This window comes from Myxococcus xanthus, assembly GCF_006402735.1.
In the GTDB taxonomy this organism is placed as follows: Bacteria; Myxococcota; Myxococcia; order Myxococcales; family Myxococcaceae; genus Myxococcus; species Myxococcus xanthus_A.
On record NZ_CP017174.1, the window covers coordinates 1,806,746 to 1,830,474 of the forward strand.

Here is a 23,729-nt window from a genome sequence, read left to right on the forward strand (position 1 = left end):
AGCGTTGGATAGAGGGCGGACGCGTTTCTGCGTGCTGGCGGTCGGCGCGCGGGCGGCCTACCTCTGGGCCACATGTTGCTCGACGCCTTGGAAGAAGAGGGGTCCGCCTCGAATGGGGCGGGTGGCGCCACGATGACGGCGGAGGCCCTGGCCGAAGGGCTCTATGCACGCGTCCAGGCCGAGCTGGATGCGCGTCCGCACACGCCCCTGTCCACGTACCGAGTGCAGTTCCACAAGGGCTTCACCTTCGAGGACGCGCGGCAGGTGGTGCCGTACCTGGCCCGCCTGGGGGTGAGTGACCTTTACGCCTCGCCCTATCTGAAGGCCACGCCCGGAAGCACGCACGGCTACGACTGCGTGGACCACCAACAGTTGAATCCCGAAGTCGGGACGCCCGAATCGCACGCGGCGCTCTGCGCGGCGCTGCGTGAGCAGGGCATGGGGCAGGTATTGGACGTGGTGCCCAACCACATGGGCATCGAGCGGGACAACCGCCTGTGGTTCGACGTGCTGGAGAACGGCCCGTCCTCCGTCTACGCGAAGTTCTTCGACATCGACTGGTCGCCGGTGAAGGAGGAGCTGCGGGACAGGGTGTTGCTGCCGATTCTGGGGGACCAGTACGGCATCGTCCTGGAGCGAGGGGAGCTGAAGCTGTCCTTCCGCGACGGCGCCTTCTTCCTCCATTACTACGACCACCTGCTGCCGGTGGCGCCGCGTCAGTACTCCCGCATCCTCCGCCATGGTCTGGAGCGGCTGGAGTCGCGGCTGGGGGGGGAGCACCCCGGCATGTTGGAGTTCCTGTCCATCCTCACCGCCATCGACTACCTGCCCTCGCGCACGGAGGTGGAGCGGCCGAAGGTGGTGGAGCGCCACCGGGAGAAGGAGGTCATCAAGCGCAGGCTGGCCGCGGTGACGGCGGAGTTCCCGGAGATGCTGGCCTACATCGAGGACAACGTCCGCGTCTTCAATGGCGAGCAGGGCAACCCGCGCTCATACGACCTGCTGGACTCGGTGCTGGCGGCGTGCAGCTACCGGTTGGCGCACTGGCGGGTGGCGGGCGAGGAAATCAATTACCGGCGCTTCTTCGACATCAACGGCCTGGCCGCGCTGCGCGAGGAGGACCCGGACGTCTTCCAGGAGGCGCACGCGCTCATCTTCCGCTGGCTGCGCGAGGGGCTCGTCACGGGGCTGCGCATCGACCACCCGGACGGCCTCTTCGACCCGACCGCCTACTTCCTGGACCTGCAGGAGGCGTACTTCGTGGAGCGGGCCCACGCGCTGTTCCTCCAGACGCATGCGGAGGATGACACGCGCTGGCCGGCGGTGGAGTCCACGCTGCGCGAGCGCTGGCGCGCGGAGGTGACGCAGCAGCCGAACAGCCGGCTGCGCAAGGCGTTGTACGTGGTGGTGGAGAAGATTCAGGGCGGCCGCGAGCGCATGCCCGAATCCTGGGCCGTGCACGGCACCACGGGCTACCGCTACGCCAACGCGGTGAGCGGCCTGTTCGTCCAGCCGGACGCGGAGAAGGCGCTGACGGAGACGTACGAGCGCTTCGTGGGAGGGCAGGCGGACTTCGCCGAGCTCGTCTACCAGAAGAAGCTGCTCATCATGCGCGTGTCCATGGCCAGCGAAATCAACGTGTTGGCACACGCGCTCAACCGCATCTCGGAGATGAACCGGCGCACGCGTGACTTCACGCTCAACTCGCTGCGGCGGGCGCTGGTGGAGTTCATCGCCCTGTTCCCCGTGTACCGCACCTATGTGGATGGCTGGCGCCCGGAGCTGGATGGGCGTGACGTGCAGTACATCGAGTGGACCATCCAGCGCGCCAAGGCGCGCAACGCCACCACCAACGCGTCCATCTTCGACTTCCTTCGCGACGTCCTCCTGCGCCGCTACCCGGAGCACACCGACGCGCGCGAGCGGGCGGACATGCTGCGCTTCGCCATGAAGCTGCAGCAGGTGACGGGGCCCGTCATGGCCAAGGGGCTGGAGGACACCGTCTTCTACATCTACAACCGGCTGGTGAGCCTCAACGAGGTGGGCGGCGAACCGGAGCGCTTCGGCGTCCACGCCAACACCTTCCACCTGCGCAACCAGGAGCGCGCGGAGCGGTGGCCGGCCAGCCAGCTCACCTCCAGCACCCATGACACCAAGCGCAGCGAGGACGTGCGCGCGCGCGTCAACGTGCTGACCGAGGTGCCGGAGGAGTGGCGCAAGCGGGTGAAGAAGTGGGCCCGCCAGACGGAGAAGGCGGTATCCCAACTGCCGTCCGGCCCGGCGCCCACGGCCAATGACACGTATCTCTTCTTCCAGACTGTGGTGGGGGCGTGGCCCATGGGCGACTCCCACTCCGAGGAGGAGATGGCGGACTTCCAGCGTCGGGTGCGCGAGTACATGGGCAAGGCCATCAAGGAGGCCAAGGTCCGCACCTCGTGGACCAACCCCGACAGCGCCTATGACGACGCGGTGGCGCGCTACGTGGACGCTTGCTTCGACTCGAAGGGGGCGGGCTCCTTCCTGGCGGACGCGCGGGACTTCAAGCGCTCCATCGAGCGCGCGGGCCAGTACAACGCACTGGGGCAACTGCTGCTGAAGATGGCCTCGCCCGGCGTAGTGGACACCTACCAGGGCTGCGAGCTGTGGGACTTGTCGCTGGTGGACCCGGACAACCGGCGCCCGGTGGACTTCGCGCTGCGCGCGCGGCTGCTGGAGGCGCTGGACGCCGAGGCGGAGAAGGACCGTGCCGCGCTGAGCGCACGGCTGGCGGCGAACCTCGAGGACGGGCAGGTGAAGCTCTACGTCCTGGCGGAGTCCTTGCGGCTGCGTCAGCGGCAGGCAGCCCTCTTCCGGGGGGGCGGCTACCGGGCGCTCGAGCTGACCGGCGCCCGGGCGAAAGCGGCGGTGGCCTTCGCCCGCGAGCACGGCGACACAGTGGTGGTGGCCTGCGCGCCGCGTTACACCCTGTCCGCCCTGCAGGCCCCCGAAGGGCTGGCGGGCGCTTACGGCAGCACGTTCCTGGACCTTCCGGAGGCATATGCGGGCATGATGTTCCGCGATGTGTTCACCGGACGTCAGGTGCGGCCCGAGCGTGGACCGGGTGGCGCGATGTTGCCCCTGGGGCCGCTCCTGGCGGAGTTTCCGGTGATTCTGCTGGAGAGGAGCGCCGGATGAGGAGGGCCGAGGTGCTTCCAGGGAAGCCGTATCCCCTGGGCGCCACGTTCGATGGGCACGGCGTCAACTTCGCCGTTTTCAGCGAGCACGCGAAGAAGGTCGAAGTCTGTCTCTTCGACCCGGAGGACCCCGCGAAGGAGACGCGCCGCTTTCCCTTGCTGGAGATGACGCACCAGGTGTGGCACGGCTACGTGCCTGACCTGGCCGCGGGCACCCTCTACGGGCTGCGCGTGCACGGGCCCTACGAGCCGAAGAAGGGGCTGCGCTTCAACCCCCACAAGCTGCTGGTGGACCCGTACGCCCGGGCCATCCACGGCCAGGTGGACTACCAGGCCCCCATCTATGCCTATACGCCGGGCACCAAGGAGGACGACCTCGCGTTCGACACGCGCGATGACGCGGCCGCCGTGCCCAAGGGCGTGGTGATGGGCGCGGACACCTTCGACTGGGCGGGAGATGCCCCGCCTCGCGTGCCGTGGCACGACACGCTCATCTATGAAGTCCACGTGAAGGGCTTCACCAAGCTGCACCCGCGCATCCCAGAGGCGCTGCGGGGCACCTACGCGGGGCTGGCGCACCCGGCCAGCATCGAGCACCTGAAGAAGGTGGGCGTCACCGCGGTGGAGCTCTTGCCCATCCAGCACATCGTCGACGAGCCCTTCCTCATCCAGCGCGAGAAGGTCAATTACTGGGGCTACAACACCCTGGGGTACTTCGCGCCGGACGCGCGCTACAGCGGCTCGGGTTCGCTGGGCGGGCAGGTGGACGAGTTCAAGCGCATGGTGAAGCAGTTGCACCGCGCCGGCATCGAGGTGCTGCTCGACGTCGTCTACAACCACACGTGCGAAGGCAACCAGCTGGGCCCCACGCTGTCCTTCAAGGGCCTGGACAACGCGGCGTACTACCGGCTCACGGAGAAGGACCCGCGCTACTACATGGACGTCACCGGGTGCGGGAACTCGTGGAACGCCACGCACCCGTACGCGCTGAAGCTCATCGCCGACTCCCTGCGCTACTGGGTGGAGGAGATGCACGTGGACGGGTTCCGCTTCGACCTGGCCACCGCGCTGGGGCGGGACCGGTACGGCTACGACACCCGCGCCGCCTTCTTCCAAATCATCCACCAGGACCCGGTGCTCAGCCGGGTGAAGCTCATCTCCGAGCCCTGGGACGTGGGCGACTTCGGCTACCAGGTGGGCAACTTCCCGGTGCTGTGGAGCGAGTGGAACGGCAAGTACCGCGACACCATCCGCCGCTACTGGAAGGGCGATGACCGGCAGGCGGCGGAGATTGGCTACCGCCTCACCGGCAGCTCGGACCTGTTCTCACTGTCCGGCCGCATGCCCGCCGCGAGCGTGAACTTCGTCACCGCGCACGACGGCTTCACGCTGCACGACCTCGTCACGTACAACGACAAGCACAACGAGGCGAACGGCGAGGAGAACCGCGACGGCGCCAACGACAACCACTCCTGGAACTGCGGGGTGGAGGGCGAGACGACCGACGCCAAGATCAACGCCCTGCGCGAACAGCAGAAGCGCAACTTCCTGGCCACGCTCTTCCTGTCCCAGGGCGTGCCCATGCTGGTGGCCGGCGACGAGATGGGCCGGACGCAGAAGGGCAACAACAACGCCTACTGCCAGGACAACGAACTGTCGTGGGTGGACTGGGAGCTGAACGACACGCAGCGCGCGCTGCTGGACTTCACGTGCGCCCTGACCAAGCTGCGGCGCGAACAGCCGGTGTTGCACAAGCGGCGCTTCTTCCGCGGCGCCCATATGTGGGACAGCGAGCTGAAGGACCTGGCGTGGTTTCGGCCCGACGGCAAGGAGATGCGCAAGGACGACTGGGAGAAGCCCTACGTGCGCTCCCTGGGATTCCTGCTGGGCGGTGACGCCATCACCGCGCCGGACGATGAAGGGAACCGGATTGTGGGGGACACCATCCTGGTGCTGATGAACGCCCACCACGAGCCCATCACCTTCATGCTGCCCGCTGTCGAATGGGGCGCGGACTGGGAGCTGGTGGTGGACACGGCGTTGGCGGGGGAGTCGCCTCGCACGCACACGCCGGCGGGGGGCACCGTGCAGGTGGTGGGCCGCTCCCTGGCCGTGCTGCGCCGCCCGGCGACGGAGTAGCCCCCCGCGGGGCCGGAGGGGGCCCGCTGGACGAAAGTCGGAGGTTCAGCGGGTTTCACGCGGGGGTCGACGCCCAGGCATCCCGCCGGTAGGGTGCGCCCCGTCGTACCCTGCAACAGGATTGCTACGTGAACACGCAAGTCGCGCTCTGGGTGGGTTTCAACGTCTTCGTCCTCGCGATGCTCGCGATGGACCTCGGGCTGTTCCATCGCAAGGACCATGCGGTGACGCCGAAGGAGGCGGGCCTCTGGACGCTGGTGTGGATTACCCTCAGCCTGATTTTCTGCGCGGGCATCTGGCACTACCAGGGGCCCACCGTGGGGCTCCAGTGGTTGACGGCGTACGTGGTGGAGTACGCGCTCTCCGTCGACAACCTCTTCGTCTTCCTGATGGTGTTCAGCTACTTCCGGGTGGCGCCCGAGCACCAGCACCGGGTGCTCTTCTGGGGCATCCTGGGCGCGTTCGTCATGCGCGCTGGCCTCATCATCGCCGGCACGGCGCTGGTGAAGCAGTTCCACTGGCTCATCTACCTGTTCGGCGCGTTCCTCGTCTTCACCGCGGTGAAGATGCTGGTGTCCAAGGACGAGGAGATTGACCCGGAGCAGAAGGGCATCGTGAAGTTCGCGCGCCGGGTGCTGCCGGTGGCCCGGCTGGGTGAAGGCAGCCGCTTCCGGGTGACGGAGGACGGCCGGCGCAAGTTCACGCCGCTCTTCATCGTGCTGCTGGTGGTGGAGGCCACGGACCTGCTCTTCGCGCTGGACTCCATCCCCGCGGTGCTGGGCATCAGCCAGGACGCCTTCATCATCTACACGTCCAACGTGTGCGCGATTCTGGGCCTGCGTTCACTGTTCTTCGTCGTGGCCAGCCTGATGGAGAAGTTCCACTTCCTGAAGGTGGGCCTGAGCGCCATCCTGGGCTTCGTGGGCGTGAAGATGCTCATCACCTTCTTCGACATCCACGTCCCCATCGGCATCTCCCTGGGCGTGATTGCCGGCGTGCTGGTGGCGGCCATCATCGCCTCGCTGGTCTGGCCGAAGCAGCCCGAGCCCGGACAGGACCGGGAAAGCGCCAAGACGTAGCAGGGCGCTGGGGCTTCCAACCCAGCGTTTTCCTTGCAAGTGGCTGCCGTTGCCGCCAAATCTGGGGGCATGTCCTCCAGCGCCACCACCGACGGCATCCGCATCACCGTGAAGCCCGCCTATTGGCCGGAGCGCAGCGCTCCGGAGTCCGGGCAGTTCGCCTTCATGTACACGGTGGAGATTGCCAACGAGGGCGACGCGCCGGCGCAGCTCAAGGCGCGCCATTGGGTCATCACCGATGCCACGGGCAAGGTGGAAGAGGTGCGGGGCGAGGGGGTGGTGGGCCGCCAGCCCCACCTGGGGCCCGGAGAGCGGTTCGAGTACACGAGCTGGGCCATGCTGCGCACGCCCTTCGGCACCATGCGCGGCACCTATGACATGGTGCGGCCGGACGGCACGCACTTCGATGCGCGCATCGCCGAGTTCGCGCTCACCCTCCCCAACTCCCTGCACTGATGCCAACGCCCACTTCGAAGCGAGGGCTGCTGCTCGTCAACCTGGGGACGCCGGATGCTCCGCAGACGGGGCCGGTGCGCCGCTACCTGCGCGAATTCCTCAATGACCCGCGCGTCATCGACATCCACCCGCTGGGCCGCTGGGCGCTGCTCAACTTCATCATTCTCCCGGTGCGTCCGGCGAAGAGCGCGGAGGCGTACCGCAAAATCTGGATGAAGGAGGGCTCGCCGCTGCTCGTGTACAGCCAGGCCCTGGCGGCCCAGGTGGCCGAGCGGCTGGCGGGGGAGTACGAGGTGGTGCTGGCCATGCGGTATGGCTCGCCCTCCATCCCCGACGGCATCGCGGCGCTCAAGGCGCGCGGCGTGTCGGAGTTCACCGTGCTGCCGCTGTACCCGCAGGAGGCCGCGTCCTCCACCGCGTCCTCGCTGGCGCGCACCTACGAGGTGCTGGCCCAGTCGTGGGACGTGCCCTTCGTGCGCGCGGTGCCGGCCTTCTTTGAGCACCCAGGCTTCCTGGATGCCTTCACCGCCGTGGCGCGGCCGGTGATTGACGACGCGCGCGCCGACTACGTCCTCTTCAGCTTCCATGGCCTGCCGGAGCGGCACATGCGCAAGAGCGACCCCACGGGGACGCACTGCCTGTCCACCGCCTCGTGCTGCGACGCCATGACGGACGCCAACCGCCACTGCTACCGCGCGCAGAGCTACGCGACGGCGCGGGGGCTGGCCCAGCGGCTGGGACTGCCGGCGGATGGGTGGAGTGTGTCCTTCCAGTCGCGGCTGGGCCGCACGCCGTGGGTGAAGCCGTACACGGACGTGGTGTTGCCGGAGCTGGCGAAGAAGGGCGTGAAGCGCCTGGCGGTGATGTGCCCGGCCTTCGTGGCGGACTGCCTGGAGACGCTGGAGGAGATTGGCCTCCGCGCGCGGGAGCAGTTCCTGGAGGCGGGAGGGGAGTCGCTGACGCTGGTCCCCTCCCTCAACGCCCACCCGGCCTGGGTGGACGCCGTGGTGCGCATGGTGCGCGAGTCGGACGGGCCGCCTACTGCTGTGGCTGGGCCGTCGGCGCCGGCGCCGATTCCACAGCGGTGAGGCGCAGCTTCAGGGCGCCGGTGGGCACCTGGAGCGCGGCGGTGGGGAAGCCGCCCTTCGTCACCGAGGTGACGGTGCCTTCCCAGGAGCGCCACCGCCCGGCCTTCACCAGGAACTCGCCGCGGCCGGTGATGCTCACCTCGGCGCTGGCGCTGGTTTCGGGCGTGGCCCGGGGCCGGGGGCCTCCCGAGTCGTCCGCCTCCGCGTCTTCCTCTGCGGCGCGCGCGGGCGAGGTGGGGGGCTCGTCCTTCCCGCGGACCTTGCCGGACAGCTTCTCGGAGATGTCGTACTCCAGCGTGGCCACCTGCTCGCCCCCGTCGGCGGGCGTCAGGCTGGCGAGCTTCACGCGGTTGCTCCGCTCGGGCTGGCCGGCCTGGAACTGGGGCCCCAGCGCCTCCATGAGGATGAGCTCGGTGCCGAGCGACCACGCGTCACCGGTGCCCACCGGATCTCTCGGCAGCTCCAGCACCAGGGTGGCGGTGTTGCGGGTGGCGCCCTGCAGGCCGTCGAGCACGAAGCCGCGCTCGCTCAGCGTGGCCGTGTCCGCGTCGGCGTTGCTGCCCACGGGGACGACGCGGAGGCGGTAGTCACCCGAGTCGGTCCGCTCCATGAAGTAGGTGACGGGACCGGGCAGGGCCGCGGGGGCCGCGGCGACGGCGGCGGGCTTCTCCTTGCCCTTGCCCTTGGCGCTCTTGGAGGGCGTGACTTCCTCGGTGCTGGCGGGCGCGCCGCCGGTGCGCTCGACGTCGAGCCGGTACGACGTGGGCGCGCCCTGGGCAATCTTCCACCGGAGGACCACCTTCGAGGGGTCCACGGGCGGCTCCGCGGCAGCAGCGGGAGCGGCCTCCGCGGGAGGCGGAGCGTCCTTCATCCCCGGCGGGCGGGGAATGGGCTCCATCTTCCCACGGGGCTCTTCCTTGCAGGCGGTCAGTGACAGGGCGACGACCAGACCAAACACGCTTTGCTTCACGCGGGGACGCTCCTTGGCAGCCCTCGCGGGATATCGAAGCAGGCGAGGTCATTCAAGTACGTCACCCGGCCGCTTCGAGGACGACTGGGCGAGATACACGTCGACCTGCGTCTTGACGCGTCCGGCGAAGTCTGGGTCGAGCCGCTCCATGATGGCCCATTCGAGCTCGAGGTCCCTGCGGAGGTTGGGCCTGGCGGAGCGCACCAGCACGGGCTCGGTGGAGAGCAGGACCGTGGGCATGATGTTCTGCTTCTCCTCGGGGGCCGTCATGGTCGTCGTCTCCGGCGTCGGCAGCGACTGCGTCCGGGCGGGCATGTTGGCGGCCATATGGTACGCGCGCACGGTGAACCGGCCGTCGGGACGCTTGCGCCCCTCGACGTAGACGCGGGACCAGTGGGTGAAGACGTCGTAGTTGCCGGAGACCTTCCACGGCGTGATGAGGAACATTGGGTCCGTGCTGGGTAGCAGGGCATAGCCGCGCTCACTCAGGACCGCCTCGGCGGCCTTCATGACCTGCCGTGCGGGCATGTCGTACACCACATAGCTGCTCGTGCGCTCCAGCAGCGTCTGGCGTTGGTTCGTGCAACCCACCAGTGCGAGCAGCGTGAGGATGCTTACGAACGCGGGGTTCATCGTCATCGGCGGGCCTCCGTGCGGGACGCGGTACGCGTGTCGTTGGGTGAAAACGCCACGGCCAGGGGGGCCATATCGGCAGGGACATACGGAAAGTGGAGCGGGGCCGTGCAGGGGCAGCCAGCCGTCTTGCGTCCTCGTGTCACGGGTCTGCTTGCGTTTCGTGCGTGCTTTGCGAAGAAGCGGGTGCATGTCCGAGCCGCCTGAGAAGCCCGTGACTCCCTTGTTCGATACGACCCGTGACGCGCTGGCGTGGCTGCGGGCGCAGGGGCTCGAGCACTTGTCGCGGCTGAGCCTGGCGGTGCTGATGCCGCTGGTGGAAGCGGCCTGGCTGCCCCAGGCGCGTCCCGTGCTCGCCCGCCGAAGGCTCGTGGAGTTGCTGAGCACGGACTCGCTGTCGCGTTGGATGACGGAGGCGATGCCGTCTCCCCGGATGAAGGAGTTGTTGCCCACGCTCGCCTGGCGCTTCGTGGAGGCGGAGCGGCTAGGGGCGGAGGCGTCGCGGGCTTCGCTCGAGGAGCGGCTCGCTCCGCCCGCCGAGTCCCGCACGCACCGCGTCCATGGCCTGCTGCTGGCGCTGCGTGCGCGCGTTCCGGCGTCCGTCGCTCCCCGGCCCATGCACGCGCTGGTGCCGGACCTGATGCAGTATGACGCTCCGCTCCCGGGCTTCCGTCTCCGCGAGACGCGCATCTCCGAGCTGCCTGTGGGGGCGCATGCGGGCTTCATTCTTCCCGAGGCCCGGCTGATTTTCGCTCCCACCGAGGTGACGGGGGACTGCTCCTGTGGCGCGACATTCTGCGTCCACCTGCTGGCGGCCATCGACACGGCGTTGCTGTGGTTGCGCCAGCCCTGGTCCGAGTCCTTTGGAGAGGAGTTGGAGGAACTGGTCCGTCCCGGTTGGGAGCGCGCGCTGCGGGCGCTGGAGCGGGCCGTCGATGACAGTCCCGGTGGGCCCGGAGGCGGCGAGGTCTCCTGGCGGCTGGACGTCATCAACGGGTACGGCGTGGAGCTCGCGGCCTACGTGCACAAGCGCAGCAAGAAGGGCCAGCGCAGCACGGGCGCGAAGGTGAGCCGGCGCAAGCTGCTGCAGGACCATGGCTCGCAGTTGTCGGCGGCGGACGCGCGCCTGGCGGCGTTGCTGCCGGAGTCGGAAGCCCCCGCGTCGCGCGCGCTGCTCTTCGAACTGGTGGGGCATCCCCGCATCCACCTGGATGAGAATCCGGACCTGCTGGTGCGCATCGAGCGCGCGAAGGTCGGGCTCGTCGCCGAGGACCGGGATGGGGTGGTCATCGTGAGCGCGGGGGTGGATGGCGCGATGCTGCCCACGGCGATGCTGGAGCGGGTGCGCAAGGCTCAGCCGGAGGAGGGGCTCTACATCTGGGATGACAGCCAGCGGGTGCTCACGGTGCTGGACGCGGGCCCCGAGGTCCGCGCGCTGCTGACGGCGCTGAACCGCCACGGCAATGCGTTTCCGCCGGAGAGCCACGTCGCGCTGCTGGACCAGCTGTCGAAGCTGTCCCTGCGCGTGCCGGTGGCGCTGCCTCGGAGCGTCTTGGGGGAGTCGGTGCCGCTTCGCTACGCCCCCGTGGTGCGCATGGAGGCGCATGCGAGCGGGACGGTCCGTGTGGAGCTGCGCACGCGCCCGTTGCCGGACAGTCCCACGTTCATTCCGGGCGAGGGGGCGCGCGACGTCCACGTCCGGCGGGGGACGGGGGCCGTGCACGCGGTGCGTGACTTCGTTCAGGAGCGCGACGCGGCGGAGTTGCTTCAGTCCCGGTTGCCGCTCGATACGGCGGAGCCCGAGGAGCTGCCCTTCACCTTCCGCTTCACCAGCGCGCAGGGCGGCCTCGCGGTGCTCTCGGCCTGTGTGGAGCTGGAGCCGAAGCCGGAGCTCGAGTGGGTGGGGGCGCCGGTGCGGCTGTTCCATGCCGCCGCGCCTCCGGCGCTGAAGGTCATCCTGGAGCGGAAGCGGGACTGGTTTGGCGTGCTGGGTGGGCTCTCCGTGGAAGGCGAGCGGGTGGAGCTGGCGCGGCTGCTCGATGCCGCGCGGCGGAAGGAACGTTTCGTCCAGGTGGACTCGACGTCCTACGTGGAGATTGAAGGGGCGCTGCGGGAGCACCTGGAGCGGCTGGCGGACCATGCGCATGCCACGCGTCATGGCCTGGAGGTGGGGCCTTCCGCGGTGGAGACGCTCACGGCGCTGCAGGACGCGGGCGCCGAGGTGGAGGCGGACAAGACGTGGCAGTCCCTGGTGGAGCGCATCTTCGCGGCGAAGGAGCTGAAGCCCCGTGTGCCCACGGGTTTGAAGACGGAGCTGCGGGACTACCAGTTGGAGGGCTTCCGCTGGCTGACGCGGCTGGCTTCGTGGGGCGCGGGTGGGGTGCTCGCGGACGACATGGGCTTGGGCAAGACGGTGCAGGCGCTGACGGTGCTCCTGGACCGGAGCAAGCGGGGGCCCGCGCTGGTGCTGGCGCCGACGTCGGTGGCCTTCAACTGGATGGACGAGGCGAAGCGCTTCGCGCCGTCGCTGCGGATGACGCTGTTCTCGGACGCTGCGGACCGGGGCCGGACGTTGGAGAAATTGGGGCCCAAGGACGTGTTGGTGTTGAGCTATGGCCTGCTCACGCGGGACATCGAGCGGCTGTCGAAGCTGCGCTTCTCCACCATCATCTTCGACGAAGCGCAGACGTTGAAGAACGCGACGACGCACCGCTTCCGGGCGGCGCGGGCGCTCCAGGGGGACTTCAAGTTCGCGCTGTCGGGCACGCCGCTGGAGAACCACCTGGGCGAGCTGTGGAGCCTCTTCGCCGTCGTCTTCTCGGGGTTGCTCGGGAGCTGGGAGGCGTTCCGTTCGCGCTTCGCCGCGCCGATTGAGCGGGGCGTGGACCCGACGGCCGCGCCCGCGCTGGCTCGGGTGCTCCAGCCCTTCCTGCTGCGCCGGACGAAGGCGCAGGTGGAGGCGCAGCTTCCGCCTCGGACGGACATCCGGGTGTCCATTGTCCTCTCGTCGGAGGAGTGGGCGCTCTACGAGGACGCGCGGCTGGCTGCGCTCTCTGATTTGGAGACGCGCAAGCCGAAGATGAAGGAGCAGGAGCGGCGCATCGAGATTCTGGCGGCGCTCACGCGGCTGCGGCTCCTAGCTTCACATCCGCGGCTGTATGACGCGGGGTCGAAGCTGGAGTCGGCCAAGCTGGAGCGGTTCATGGAGTTGGTGCGGGAGCTCCGAGCGGAGGGGCATCGCGCGCTCGTGTTCAGTCAGTTCACGTCCCACCTGGCGCTGGTGCGCGAGGTGCTGGACGCAGAGGGGATTGATTACGAGTACCTGGATGGGCAGACGCCCGCGGGGGCTCGGGCGGAGCGGGTGCGCGCGTTTCAGGAGGGAGACGTGCCGCTGTTCCTGATCTCGCTCAAGGCCGGTGGCTTCGGGCTCAATCTCACGGCGGCGACCACGGTGATTCACCTGGACCCGTGGTGGAACCCCGCCGTGGAGGACCAGGCCTCCGACCGCGCGCACCGGATTGGGCAGGAACGGCCGGTGACGGTGTACCGCCTGGTGACGCGGGGGACCATCGAGGAGCAGATGCTGTCGCTGCACGAGCACAAGCGCGCGCTGGTGGCGGGGGTGCTGGAAGGAAAGGACGCGGCGGGACGGCTGTCGACACAGGAGTTGCTGGGGCTGTTGTCTCAGCGGCTGGCTCCACCTGGGGAAGAGGAGGAGCCCCGGACTCGGCACTGATTCAAGGGGGATGCAGGGGCCGACCCTGGTTCTCGTGCTCCGACGTCGAACACCCGTCCATCACATCGAGGGCGTCTAATGAAAAGGGCGACTCTCACGGGGTTCGAGCATGATCAAAAGGCTATCGGTTCTCCATGGGAGCGCGGCATTGAAGGAGAGCTCCCTGTTCAACAGGCTTAAAGCCCCGAGGAGCGTGAGGCTTGCGAGCAGCGACACGGCCAGCGAACTCTGTCGGTCTTGCTTCAGGCAGAGCCAGATGACGGCCACGGCTGAAATGATGCCTCTTAATGGCCACCAGAAAAGGGTGGAGCGAAGCAACGTCTCAAAATCGGGCGGGGGCGAAGCACTGGACCACGCGATGAGGGCGGCGGTAGGGACGAAGCGGATGAATTCAGTGGTGACGATGCCAGTCCAGAATGCTCTCGGCCCCGTTCTTCCAATCATGAAAACAGCCACAAGTTGCGCAAGGCCTGTCATGATGTCTGAGACCCCGTCGCCGAAGTACATGCAGTCCCCTTGCCCGCCCGTCATGGAGTAATGCCACTCGTCCGATACCCGTCTGCTCGCGAATTCGAAGACCTGGACTGCGAAGAGCGCCGCCCAGGTCCATCCGAAGATTCGAAGCCATTCAGGACGGGGCCTTGCCAGCGCAGCGCTCGCAGTCGCAGAAGGTTCCATTTCAAGAGCGTACTGTATTTCTCCCGTCGATGTGGAGCGGAGGCCTTTCGGCGGCTGGCGTCAGGCCGGATTCAAGGCGCGTCACGACGACTTGCTCCAAGTCAGCCGTTCAATCGCATCGGCGGCCTTCTTCCCGATGGTGTCATCCCAGCCGGGCACCGGAGTCGAATCGCCGAGCAGTGCTTCGAGTGCCGGGATGAGCGGGGGATGTTTCGTCGCGCCGATTGCGAAAATCGCATTGTAGCGGACCTCAAGCGACGGGTCTGAGAGCGCCTTCAGTAGCGTCTTGACTGCGAGTTCGAACTCCGGCGAATCGGCTTTCACCAGGTCGAACATGTAGGCGAGTCCCTCCGCGGCCTGTCCTCGTACTTTGGGGTCCTCCCTGTCGTCGGCGAGGATTCGCACCATGAGGCCCCATGTTCTGAGGTCACCGTGCCAGGAGAGCGCATGGAGGATTCCCTGTCGCGGCTCGGCCCTGTCTTCGACCTTGAGTAACTCCAGCAGTTCCCCCGTCGTCGTTGGGTCCCCCGAAAGGAGTGTGCCCGCGTTGACGATGGCGCACGGGTCGGAACCCACGATGTCCTTCATCGCGGCTCTACGTTGCTCGCTGGAGAGTGGCTCTTTCTTGTTCTTGCTCAGTGTGGAGGTCCTTGTAGGGCCAGTTGCAAGAGGAGGTCAGTTCTCCATGGGAGGATGAAATTGACGGGGAAGTCGTCCCACCGCAGGCTCAGGAGCGCTAGCAGTGTGACACTCGAGAGCCCCGAGACGACCATGTCACGCGGGCCGGGACCTTCTCGCTTCACGCAGAGCCAGATGGCGGCCCCCGTCGCGATGAGTGCCCTCGACGTCCACCAGAAGATTGCGGAGTGGTGCAGTATGCCCATTTGGATGGGAGTGACCGCGATGACCCACGCCATCAGCGCGGCTGAGGGGACGTACCGAACGAATTCGGTGGTCACGACGCCAGTCCAGAAGGCGCTTGGGCCTTTTCTGCCGAACAGGACTACGGCCAAGACTGGCGTCATGCCAAGGACGACATCGGAAGTTGCCGACCCGATGGAAATGCAATCGCCCTGTCCGCCGGACGTCGTGTAGCTCCCTCCGAATGAGGTCACCGCCGAGAGTACAAAATTCACCACGACCGCGACGACGGTCCAACCGACCCAGCGGCCCCATTCCAGGTAGCGTGTCCTCGGTGAGGACGCTGCGCTCGGTGAATACTCCATTCGCGGAGCATATCGCCTTTCTCTATGTGACGGAGATGGACGGTCCTTGGCGGGTCGCGAGTTCGCTGAAGCGAATGCCACGTAAGCAGAGCTGCTGCACTGCGGCCACCATGCGTTCGCTCGCCACGATGAGAGTGGGCCAGTTGTAAAGCCGGAAAAGATCTTGAGGAACGGGCGTCGAATGAACGTCGAGAATTGGCGGCCGAGGTAACTCGTGTCGGGACACCCCGCATGTCAGGCAGGCTGGGCTCTCTTCTGGAGGCACGCCATCAATGTGCAGTCGGCCATGGAGTTCCAACTGCATGGCGAGCAGCTCGGGCGGGTTCTTTCCTCGGAACCGCACGTTCAGCGGGCAGCCTGACAGGCCATGAATGCCCGCGCCCTGAAGGCACTCCACGGCTTCACGGCGGATGAAGAGCGACCATGGGTTCTGCAGGAAGAGGTCGCCAAAAGTGCCGCTGCCCGTACCGGTGGGCGGACCGAAATCGGCGCCTGGTTCCAGCCGAGCCCAGTCGGGCGCGAATGGACGAACCAAGTCCCTCAATCGGGAGAATTCCTCGAAGCTGACCTGCCGGCCTGGGTTTTCGAGCGCATTGCGCTCCTGGAGGCCCGACAGGTCGACACACGGGTACTGGAGGCCAGCCCAGCCGCCTGCGGCTCCACATGCATTGCAGGGACCGACGCCTGGAAGCCCCCAGGGGGGAAGGGCGCGTAGGTTTCCGGTGAACCCAGCGCTCTTGTCTTCCTCGACCAAGTAGAACTTCAAGAGCCCAGCCTTCTCGACGTGAACGTACCGGTGGACCTTCTCGGGAACCGTTATGAACCTTGATGTCAGCTCATTGTGCGAGCAGTCCCCAAGGGATCTGGAATCTCCATAAGAAAGAGGGTCCGACGAGAGGCCCTGGCCCCCACTGCAAGAGCATCTCCAGTAGAACGATGCTCGTGATCCCCGAGAGAGCTATATTGCCCCAACTTGGTCTCGTTCGTTTCATGCACAGCCATCCGAGCGCCGCGACAGCGATGATGGCTCTCAAACTCCACCAGAGGTACGCGGAGTAGAGCAGAGTGACAACTTCGACCGACGTGGACGTGCCAAACCACACGAGCATCGCGGCAGCAGGGATGTACCGAACGAATTGGGTGATGACGATGCCTACCCAAAAGGCTCTCCGCTCCGAGCCTTCGTACCTGAATATGGACAGGCACAGCACAATGGCGTTGGTTGCGTCTGCAACGATGGTGCCAAGGTAATAAGAGTGTTCACGAGTCGAGCCAGTCAGACTGTAGGCTGTCGCAGCTCCAAACCCTCCGGAAACGTACTCAAGCAAGACGCTCACAACGACTGCGACGCAGGTCCATGCGCCCCAGCGGACCCATTCCATTCCAACGGCCGGATTGGGGGATGTGCTGTGGCTTGTCTCCATTCGCTCACGATACTGGATGCAGGCTCTGCCGCGTAATCGCTACCCGCGCGGAGCGGCGGCACGCGACAGCCGGTCCCGGACTGCGATTCCCAGACCGCTCTCAGCCGGGAGGCATGCCACCAGCACATCGTGTCCCTGGGCATCCGCCTCACGCAGCCGGGCGTACAGCACGCGAGCGGCACCAGCGGGCTCATCCGGCACATCGAAGCGCGACACGTCGGGTGGCAGCGCAAGGCTCGCCGGTCCCAGCACCCCCACTCGCAATCCCTGTCCGCGGAGTTCCTGGACGCGCGCTACAGCCTGCGCGGGCTCGGTCAGCACCACGCCGGCACGCGGCGCGTAGTGTGACTCCAGCGAGCCTGACACGCGCACCTTGGACGAAGTCCTCACCGGCACCTTGTGCCCCAGCACCCGCTCCACGTCCTCCACCGCCAGACCTCCGGGCCGCAGAATCGCGGGCTCATCCGAGCTCAAGTCCACGATGGTCGACTCCACGCCCACCGTGCACGGGCCTCCATCCAGGACGAGGTCCACGTCTCCGCCCAGGTCCTCCCTCACGTGTTCCGCCGTGGTGGGGCTCACCTTGCCGAACCGGTTCGCGCTCGGCGCGGCCAGCCCTCCACCCAGCTTCTGGAGCACCGCGAGCGCCACTGGGTGATTCGGCACGCGCAGGGCAACGGTGTCCTGCCCACCCGTGACGGCATCCGTGGCCCGTGCCGTGCGCGGCAGCACCAGCGTCAACGGCCCGGGCCAGAAGGCCTCGGCCAGCTTCCGTGCGGCCTCCGGGACCTCGCGTGCCCAGGTGTCCAGGTGCTCGACGCCCGGGATGTGGACGATGAGCGGGTGGGTGGCGGGGCGGCCCTTGATGGCGAAGACGCGGCGCACGGCCAGCTCGTCCTCCGCGTTGGCGGACAGACCGTAGACGGTTTCCGTCGGCAGGGCGACGACACCGCCGTGCCGCAGCAATTCCACCGCGCGTTCAAGGGACTCTGGAGCAATCATGCGCCGCCGCACTGTCGCCCCAGGAGGGAACATGGGCAAGTCGCACGTCTTCGATGCTCGCAGTCGGATGCCGGTCCCGGCCGTTGAACTCTTCGCCTGGCATGCCCGGGAAGGGGCGTTCGAGCGCCTGTCGCCTCCCTGGGAACGGCTGGAGGTCCTGGAGCGCACCGGTGATGGCATCCGCACCGGTGCCCGCGTCGTCGTCCGAATGCGCGTGGGTCCCGTCCCTCAACGCCTGGTGGCCGAGCACACCGCCTACTCCGAAGGCGCCATGTTCCAGGACACGCAGGTGTCCGGCCCCTTCTCGAAGTGGGTCCACACCCACCGGATGTGGCCCGAGCCCACCACGGGCACCTCCATCCTGGATGACGAAGTGGAATACGTCCTCCCCGTAGGCCCCCTGGGCAGCCTCTTCGGCGGAGGCTTCGCCCGGCGCACCCTGGAGCGGATGTTCGCGTACCGCCACCGCGTCACGTTCGAAGACCTGAAGCGTCACGCCGCCTTCGCGGGGCAGGGGCCGCTCACCATCGCCGTCACCGGAGCCTCGGGGCTGGTGGGCTCGTCGCTGGTGCCCTTTCTCACCACGGGCGGCCACACAGTGAAGCGCCTGGTGCGCGGCAAGGCGGACTCCTCGCGGAACGAGGTCGCCTGGGTGCCTGACAAGGGCGAGGTAGACACCGACGCGCTCGAAGGCGTGGACGCCGTGGTGCACCTCGCGGGCGTCAACGTGGCCGGCCAGCGTTGGACTCCCGAGTACAAGGACGCCATCCTCAAGAGCCGCACCCAGGGCACCCGCACCCTGGCCGAAGCCCTGGCGCGGATGAAGCGCAAGCCGAAGGTGCTCGTCTCCGCGGGCGGCAGCAGCATCTACGGGGACCGCGGCAACGAGGTCCTCACCGAGGAGAGCAGCACGGACGGGAAGGGCTTTCTCTCCCAGGTATCACGCGAGTGGGAAGCCGCCGCCGCGCCCGCCGAGGCCGCGGGCATCCGCGTGGTGCACCTGCGCATCGGCCCCGTCCTGGACGCGCGCGAGGGTGCCCTGGCGAAGATGCTGCCAGCGTTCCTCGCGGGAGGCGGCGGGCCCATCGGCTCCGGGCAACAGTGGATGAGCTGGGTGTCGCTGGAGGACCTGCTCGGGCTCATCCACTTCTCTGTCTTCACCGACGCCGCGCGCGGCGCCATCAACGCCGTGGCGCCGGGGGCGGTGCGGCAGGCGGACTTCGCCCGGACGCTGGGCAAGGTGCTGCGGCGTCCGGCCGTCTTCCCGGTCCCCGCGCCCGTCGTGCGGACCCTCTTCGGACAGATGGGGCAGGAGGCGCTGCTGGATGGCGCGCGAATCGTGCCTCAGGCAGCCCAGCGGCTGGGGTTCGCCTTCCTCCTTCCCGACCTGGAAAGCGCGCTGCGCTTCACGCTGGGGCGCACGACGAAGGGCCCTGAATACCGCCATTCTTAGCGAGTCCGGCGCTTGACAATCCCCTCCGCTGCGACAGAAGGAACGACGCTTTCGAAGGGGAGAGGACTCCTGATGATTCAGGTCGAAGGGCTGACCAAATACTACGGTGAGCACGCGGCGATCCGGGACCTGGCCTTCACCATCAGCCAGGGAGAAGTCATTGGCTTCCTGGGCCTCAATGGCGCTGGAAAATCGACGACGCTGAAGGTCCTGGGGTGCGTGCTGCTGCCGACCTCGGGGCGTGTCGTCATCGACGGCCATGACGTGGTGAGCAATGCCCACGAGGTCCGCCAGCGCATCGGCTACCTGCCGGACGTGCCTCCGCTCTACGACGAGATGACAGTGAGTGAGTACTTGACCTACGTCGCGCAGCTTCGCGGCGTCACGTCCCGGGACACCGCCAGCCGCGTGGGCGAGGCCGAGGAGAAGACGGGCCTGCGTGACGTCCACGGTGAGCTCATCTCCACGCTCAGTCACGGCTACCGCCAGCGCGTGGGCGTGGCGCAGGCGCTGGTGCACAAGCCCGCCCTCCTCATCCTCGATGAGCCCACCAGCGGGCTCGACCCCCGGCAAATCGTGGAGATGCGCGACGTCATCCGCGGGTTGAAGGGCGCGCACACGGTGCTCGTCTCCAGCCACATCCTCCCGGAAATCTCCCAGACGTGTGACCGGCTGCTCATCATCCACAAGGGGATGTTGGTGGCGCAGGGCACGGAGGAGGAACTGGCGGCGAAGATGGGCGGCCGGGGCACCATCGAGCTGGAGGTGCGCGGCGACAAGGCGCGCGCGGTGGAGGTGCTCCAGCGCTTTGGCACGGTGGAGGTGGACCGCGCGTCGGACGGCCTGGTGGCGCTGACGGTGCGGGCCTCTCCCGACCAGCGGCCCCTGGTGGCGCAGGCGGTGGTGGGCGCGGGCCTGGACTTGTTGCGGCTGGACCAGGGCGCCGGTCAGCTCGAATCCATCTTCCTGCGGCTGACACACGGCCAGGAGGTGCGCGCGTGAAGGCGCTGCTCATCGCCCGCCGCGAGCTGTCCGCGTACCTGCGCACGCTCAGCGGTTACGTCATCATCGCGGTCATCCTCGCGTTGAACGGCTTGTTCTTCAACGCGTATGCCCTGGGCGGCGCCAGCAAGCGCTCCGCCGAGGTGCTGTCTCAGTTCTTCTATTACTCGAGCGGCTTCACCGTCGTCGCCTCGGTCTTCATCTCCATGCGTCTGCTGGCGGAGGAGCGCCAGACGGGCACGCTGTCGTTGCTGTACTCGTCACCGCTACGCGACCGGGACATCGTCCTGGGCAAGTTCCTCGCGGGATTGGCCTTCCTCGCGCTGTACCTCCTGTGCACCGTCTACATGCCGCTGCTGGTGCTGGTGAACGGCAAGGTGTCCTTCGGGCACGTGGCTGCGGGGTACTTCGGCCTGCTGCTGCTGGGCAGCGCGTCGCTGGCGGTGGGGACGTTCGGCTCGGCGCTGGCGCGCAACCAGTTGCTCGCGGCGATTACGTCCGCAGTGATGCTGGTGGCCCTCATCCTGTGCTGGCTGCTGGCGCGCATCACCGAGCAGCCGCTGGCGGATGTCTTCAGTGCGATGTCGCTGTGGAATCAGCACTTCCCGCCGTTCCAGGCGGGGCTCATCCACGTGCGTGACGTCGTCTACTACCTCGTGGTCACCTACGTGGCGCTGTTCGCGGCCACGCGGGTGCTCGAGGCGCGGAGGTGGCGATGAGCGCGCGTCCTTCGAGCGGGGGGCTCCCCGTGACGCTGGCCTTCGTCTCGGGCCTGCTGGCGGTCTTCCTCGGTGAGCGGCTCTTTGGCATCGGCATGGGCCGCACCGTCCTGTCTGGCCTGGGCGTCGCGGTGGCGGTGGGCGCTCTGGTCTGGCGCTTCGCGCGCATGCGGTCGGCCAGCGCGGACCGGCGTGCAGTCGAGGCGTGGGTGTCAGGCCTCTACGGCGTGGGCCTCCTGGCCCTGGTGCTCTACTTCGTCCAGGCGGACGTGGGCACCGGACTCTTCGGTAGCCCCCTGTCCCAGAAGGCGCCTCGGCTGGCGGTGTCGCTGGCGGCGCTCTTCCCGGCGTTGCTCGCGTGCTGCTTGCTGCCGCTGGCGATGATGGAGGTCGCCGCCGCGGCGATGACGCGCGCGCCGGTGCTGGAGACGGGCCGTGTCCGCAGCGCGTTGTACTCCGGGCTGGGGTTGGCCTTCGTGCTCGTCTTCGCCTTCGCGTCCATGTTCGTCGCCACCCAGGCAGACGTGACGTGGGACCTGTCCTACTTCCGCACCGCGAAGCCAGGCGACGGCACGCGCAAGGTGATTCGCGGGCTCAATGAGCCGCTCCAGGTGACGCTCTTCTTCCCACCCGCGAACGAGGTGGGCGAAGCGGTGGGGCAGTACTTCCGCGACCTGGCGGTGGAGAGTCCGGGCCTGCTCAACGTGGTGCGGCTGGACCAGGCGGTGGAGCCGACTCGGGCGAAGTCGCTGGGCGTCCACAACAACGGCACCGTCGTCCTGGCTCGCGGCGACCGGAAGGAGCCGCTCACGGTGGGCCTGGAAATCGAGCGGGCGCGCGGCCAGCTCCAGCGGTTGGACCAGGAGGTCCAGCGCCGCCTGCTGACGGTGGCCAGGCCCCGCCGGGTCGTCTACTTCACGTCCGGCCACGGTGAGCGCGCCGAGTCGCGAGCGGTGCCGGGCGAGACGACCCGCCCGTCCGTGGAGAAGCTGAAGGAGTTGCTGCGCGCGCAGAACGTGGACGTGCGGCCGCTCGGTGTCTCCGAGGGGCTGGGCACCGAGGTGCCGCGTGACGCCTCCGTGGTGGTGGTGGCGGGCCCGACGCAGGCGTTCCTCCCCGAGGAGCTGAATGCCCTGCGCGAGTACTCCGCGCGCGGCGGCCGGCTGTGGCTGGCGCTGGAGCCAGAGGGGCCGGACTTCCAGCCGCTGCTGGAGCCCCTGGGCCTGAAGTACCTCAAGACGCCGCTGGCCAATGACCAGGTGTACTTCCGCACGTCGCGGCAGCAGAGCGACCGCGGCAACCTGGGCACGGCGACGTTCTCCTCGCACCCGTCCGTCACGTCGCTGTCGTCGTTGGCGGGACAGGCGCCGGCTGTCTTCCTGAGCGCGGGCGCCCTGGAGCAACTTCAGCCGTTGCCGGGAGGCCTGGCGCAGGACGTGTCGGTGCGCGCGCACGGCGCCACCTTCGCGGACGCCAATGGCAACTTCACGTTGGACGCGGGCGAGACGCGGCGGCCCTGGCCCCTGGTCATCGCGGTGGAGAAGCCCGCGCCGGCCGGCCAGGAGTCGATGCGCGCCGTGGTGATGGCGGACGCGGACGCGGTGAGTGACTTGCTGATGGGCAACATGGGCAACGCGTACCTCGCGGTGGACACGCTGCGGTGGCTCACCGGTGAGGAGTCCATCTCCGGCGCCGTGTCCTCGGAGGAAGACACGCCCATCCAGCACACGCGGGAGCAGGACGTCCTCTGGTTCTACGCGACGGTGTTCCTGGGGCCAGCCCTGGTGCTGGCGGTGGGCTTCGTGACGACGCGCCGGCGGGGACGCCGCGCGCCTCGCCCCGCGGTGGCGGGAGGTGAGCGATGAAGGTTCGGGACCTGGCCCTCCAAGGGGCCCTGGCGGCAGCCGCGTTGCTCGCGGCGTTCGTCGTCTGGCAGCGTGAGCCCTCCGCGGGCCCGGGTGAAGTCACGGTGGTGGATGTCCCGGCGCGCGCGCTGGACAGCATCCGCTACGAGGACGACTCCCGCTTCGTGGACGTGTTCCGCGATGCCAGTGGGCGGGACCGGCTCTGGGTGCGTCTGGGCTACAAGGCCTCCAGGGCGGCCTCCGGCGGTGCGAATGCGGGCGCCACCGACGCGGGCGTGGCCACCGCGGCGGTGGGCACGGACGCGGGTACCGGCGCCGCCGGGGGACAGCCGCCGGTGGCCGTGCGCGAGGAACCTCCCCCGCCGCGCGAGCTGCGCGCCAACGAGGTGGCGGACAAGCTGTTCTCCCGCTTCGCGCCCATGCGCGCCATGCGGGCGCTGGGTGAGCTGGACGCGAAGAAGCTGGAGGAGGTCGGCCTGGCCACGTCTCCGCGCAAGCTGACGCTGACGGTGGGCGGCAAGGCGCGTGTGTTCGCCCTGGCGTCGCCTCCGGGCGGATGGGGGACGCCGTACCTGCGCAGCGAGGAGGACGGCCGCGTGTACCTGCTGGGCCCGGCGATGCTGCCGGACCTGGAGAACGCGAACAGCCGTCTGGTGGACCGCCGGCTGCACACCTTCGACCTGGGAGACTTCGACGCGGTGACCATCAGCGCGGGTGGCGCCACCCGTGCCTTCCGGGCCACGGGCAAGGCGCCCGGCCCGGTGGTCCTCGCGCCGGAGGAAGCGCCGGAGCGGCCGGACGACTTCGCGCGCAACTGGCATGACCGCGTGTGGCGGATGATGCCGGTGGACCTGCTCGGCCGCGACGAGCCGCTCCCTGGGGGCGAGCCGCAGGAGGCCTTCCGCGTGGACTACCTGCGCGCGGGGCGGGCCGTTGGCCACGTCATGGTGGCGAAGGGCGAGGGTGGCTTCTACGCCCGGACCGAGCACACCTCGGGCTGGGCCCGGCTCCACGCCGGGATTGACGCGTTGGCGGAAGAGGCGGCGAGGGTGACGGCGCCCGTGTCCGCCGCTTCAGGGAAGTGAC

The 23,729-nt window shown here is 68.2% G+C and carries 17 protein-coding genes; 11 read left to right on the top strand and 6 right to left on the bottom strand.

Translation table 11 applies throughout. The features are described from left to right. Positions 1–72: 72 nt before the first annotated feature. The 5 genes from treY (at position 73) to hemH (ending at position 7,935) form a co-directional block, all read left to right on the top strand. Positions 73–3,174, top strand: coding sequence for a malto-oligosyltrehalose synthase (gene treY, locus BHS09_RS07705; RefSeq protein WP_140797538.1), 3,102 nt, complete (start codon positions 73–75; stop codon positions 3,172–3,174). Then, positions 3,171–5,312 (top strand): glycogen debranching protein GlgX, encoded by a 2,142-nt coding sequence (gene glgX, locus BHS09_RS07710; RefSeq protein WP_140797539.1) that lies wholly within the window; start codon positions 3,171–3,173, stop codon positions 5,310–5,312. The genes treY and glgX overlap by 4 nt, the downstream gene beginning before the upstream one ends. 128 nt (positions 5,313–5,440) lie before the next feature. Then, positions 5,441–6,391, top strand: coding sequence for a TerC family protein (locus BHS09_RS07715; protein ID WP_140788621.1), 951 nt, complete (start codon positions 5,441–5,443; stop codon positions 6,389–6,391). Between the two features lie 69 nt (positions 6,392–6,460). After that, positions 6,461–6,847 (top strand): Co2+/Mg2+ efflux protein ApaG, encoded by a 387-nt coding sequence (gene apaG / locus BHS09_RS07720; protein WP_140788622.1) that lies wholly within the window; start codon positions 6,461–6,463, stop codon positions 6,845–6,847. Continuing rightward, entirely contained in the window at positions 6,847–7,935 is a 1,089-nt protein-coding gene (gene hemH, locus BHS09_RS07725) for a ferrochelatase (protein ID WP_140797540.1), read from the top strand. Before apaG ends, hemH begins: the two co-directional genes overlap by 1 nt. On the opposite strand, the gene BHS09_RS07730 is transcribed toward hemH, so the two are convergent. After that, the gene (locus BHS09_RS07730; RefSeq protein ID WP_140788625.1) at positions 7,886–8,905 is read right to left on the bottom strand and encodes a hypothetical protein; all 1,020 of its coding nucleotides are present in this window, start codon (positions 8,903–8,905) and stop codon (positions 7,886–7,888) included. The genes hemH and BHS09_RS07730 overlap by 50 nt on opposite strands. 48 nt (positions 8,906–8,953) lie before the next feature. Continuing rightward, positions 8,954–9,544, bottom strand: a complete 591-nt coding sequence (locus tag BHS09_RS07735) for a hypothetical protein (RefSeq protein ID WP_237078113.1) — start codon at positions 9,542–9,544, stop codon at positions 8,954–8,956. Positions 9,545–9,728: 184 nt separating this feature from the next. On the opposite strand from BHS09_RS07735, the gene BHS09_RS07740 reads away from it, so the two are divergent. Then, a complete protein-coding gene (locus BHS09_RS07740; protein ID WP_174260507.1) occupies positions 9,729–13,274 on the top strand; it encodes a DEAD/DEAH box helicase in 3,546 nt (1,181 codons plus the stop codon). A 75-nt stretch (positions 13,275–13,349) separates the two neighbouring features. On the opposite strand, the gene BHS09_RS07745 is transcribed toward BHS09_RS07740, so the two are convergent. The 4 genes from BHS09_RS07745 to BHS09_RS07760 form a co-directional block, all read right to left on the bottom strand. Beyond that, a complete protein-coding gene (locus BHS09_RS07745; protein WP_140797542.1) occupies positions 13,350–13,781 on the bottom strand; it encodes a hypothetical protein in 432 nt (143 codons plus the stop codon). Positions 13,782–14,033: 252 nt separating this feature from the next. Continuing rightward, complete coding sequence (locus BHS09_RS07750; RefSeq protein WP_140797543.1) at positions 14,034–14,540, bottom strand: HEAT repeat domain-containing protein; 507 nt, start codon at positions 14,538–14,540, stop codon at positions 14,034–14,036. 660 nt (positions 14,541–15,200) lie between these two features. Continuing rightward, positions 15,201–15,944 (bottom strand): SitI6 family double-CXXCG motif immunity protein, encoded by a 744-nt coding sequence (gene sitI6 / locus BHS09_RS07755; RefSeq protein WP_140797544.1) that lies wholly within the window; start codon positions 15,942–15,944, stop codon positions 15,201–15,203. Between the two features lie 697 nt (positions 15,945–16,641). Then, complete coding sequence (locus BHS09_RS07760) at positions 16,642–17,604, bottom strand: L-threonylcarbamoyladenylate synthase (RefSeq protein WP_140797545.1); 963 nt, start codon at positions 17,602–17,604, stop codon at positions 16,642–16,644. 31 nt (positions 17,605–17,635) lie between these two features. Between BHS09_RS07760 and BHS09_RS07765 the strand changes: the two genes are divergently transcribed. The 5 genes from BHS09_RS07765 (at position 17,636) to BHS09_RS07785 (ending at position 23,728) form a co-directional block, all read left to right on the top strand. Further along, on the top strand, positions 17,636–19,057 hold the full coding sequence (locus BHS09_RS07765; RefSeq protein WP_140797546.1) for a TIGR01777 family oxidoreductase: 1,422 nt from the start codon (positions 17,636–17,638) through the stop codon (positions 19,055–19,057). Positions 19,058–19,129: 72 nt separating this feature from the next. Continuing rightward, a complete protein-coding gene (locus tag BHS09_RS07770) occupies positions 19,130–20,059 on the top strand; it encodes an ABC transporter ATP-binding protein (RefSeq protein ID WP_140797547.1) in 930 nt (309 codons plus the stop codon). Continuing rightward, positions 20,056–20,778 (top strand): ABC transporter permease, encoded by a 723-nt coding sequence (locus tag BHS09_RS07775; RefSeq protein ID WP_140788636.1) that lies wholly within the window; start codon positions 20,056–20,058, stop codon positions 20,776–20,778. The genes BHS09_RS07770 and BHS09_RS07775 overlap by 4 nt, the downstream gene beginning before the upstream one ends. Then, complete coding sequence (locus tag BHS09_RS07780; RefSeq protein WP_140797548.1) at positions 20,775–22,643, top strand: motility-associated ABC transporter substrate-binding family protein; 1,869 nt, start codon at positions 20,775–20,777, stop codon at positions 22,641–22,643. Before BHS09_RS07775 ends, BHS09_RS07780 begins: the two co-directional genes overlap by 4 nt. After that, positions 22,640–23,728, top strand: coding sequence for a hypothetical protein (locus tag BHS09_RS07785; protein WP_140797549.1), 1,089 nt, complete (start codon positions 22,640–22,642; stop codon positions 23,726–23,728). Before BHS09_RS07780 ends, BHS09_RS07785 begins: the two co-directional genes overlap by 4 nt. Position 23,729: the final 1 nt, after the last annotated feature.

Excerpts from the sequence above, each read along its gene's own strand:
- treY (WP_140797538.1), top strand. The coding sequence starts at position 73 with ATGTTGCTCGACGCCTTGGAAGAAGAGGGGTCCGCCTCGAATGGGGCG.
- glgX (WP_140797539.1), top strand. The coding sequence starts at position 3,171 with ATGAGGAGGGCCGAGGTGCTTCCAGGGAAGCCGTATCCCCTGGGCGCC.
- apaG (WP_140788622.1), top strand. The coding sequence starts at position 6,461 with ATGTCCTCCAGCGCCACCACCGACGGCATCCGCATCACCGTGAAGCCC.
- hemH (WP_140797540.1), top strand. The coding sequence starts at position 6,847 with ATGCCAACGCCCACTTCGAAGCGAGGGCTGCTGCTCGTCAACCTGGGG.
- BHS09_RS07735 (WP_237078113.1), bottom strand. The coding sequence starts at position 9,544 with ATGACGATGAACCCCGCGTTCGTAAGCATCCTCACGCTGCTCGCACTG.
- BHS09_RS07740 (WP_174260507.1), top strand. The coding sequence starts at position 9,729 with ATGTCCGAGCCGCCTGAGAAGCCCGTGACTCCCTTGTTCGATACGACC.
- BHS09_RS07745 (WP_140797542.1), bottom strand. The coding sequence starts at position 13,781 with ATGTACTTCGGCGACGGGGTCTCAGACATCATGACAGGCCTTGCGCAA.
- BHS09_RS07750 (WP_140797543.1), bottom strand. The coding sequence starts at position 14,540 with ATGAAGGACATCGTGGGTTCCGACCCGTGCGCCATCGTCAACGCGGGC.
- BHS09_RS07760 (WP_140797545.1), bottom strand. The coding sequence starts at position 17,604 with ATGATTGCTCCAGAGTCCCTTGAACGCGCGGTGGAATTGCTGCGGCAC.
- BHS09_RS07765 (WP_140797546.1), top strand. The coding sequence starts at position 17,636 with ATGGGCAAGTCGCACGTCTTCGATGCTCGCAGTCGGATGCCGGTCCCG.
- BHS09_RS07770 (WP_140797547.1), top strand. The coding sequence starts at position 19,130 with ATGATTCAGGTCGAAGGGCTGACCAAATACTACGGTGAGCACGCGGCG.
- BHS09_RS07780 (WP_140797548.1), top strand. The coding sequence starts at position 20,775 with ATGAGCGCGCGTCCTTCGAGCGGGGGGCTCCCCGTGACGCTGGCCTTC.
- BHS09_RS07785 (WP_140797549.1), top strand. The coding sequence starts at position 22,640 with ATGAAGGTTCGGGACCTGGCCCTCCAAGGGGCCCTGGCGGCAGCCGCG.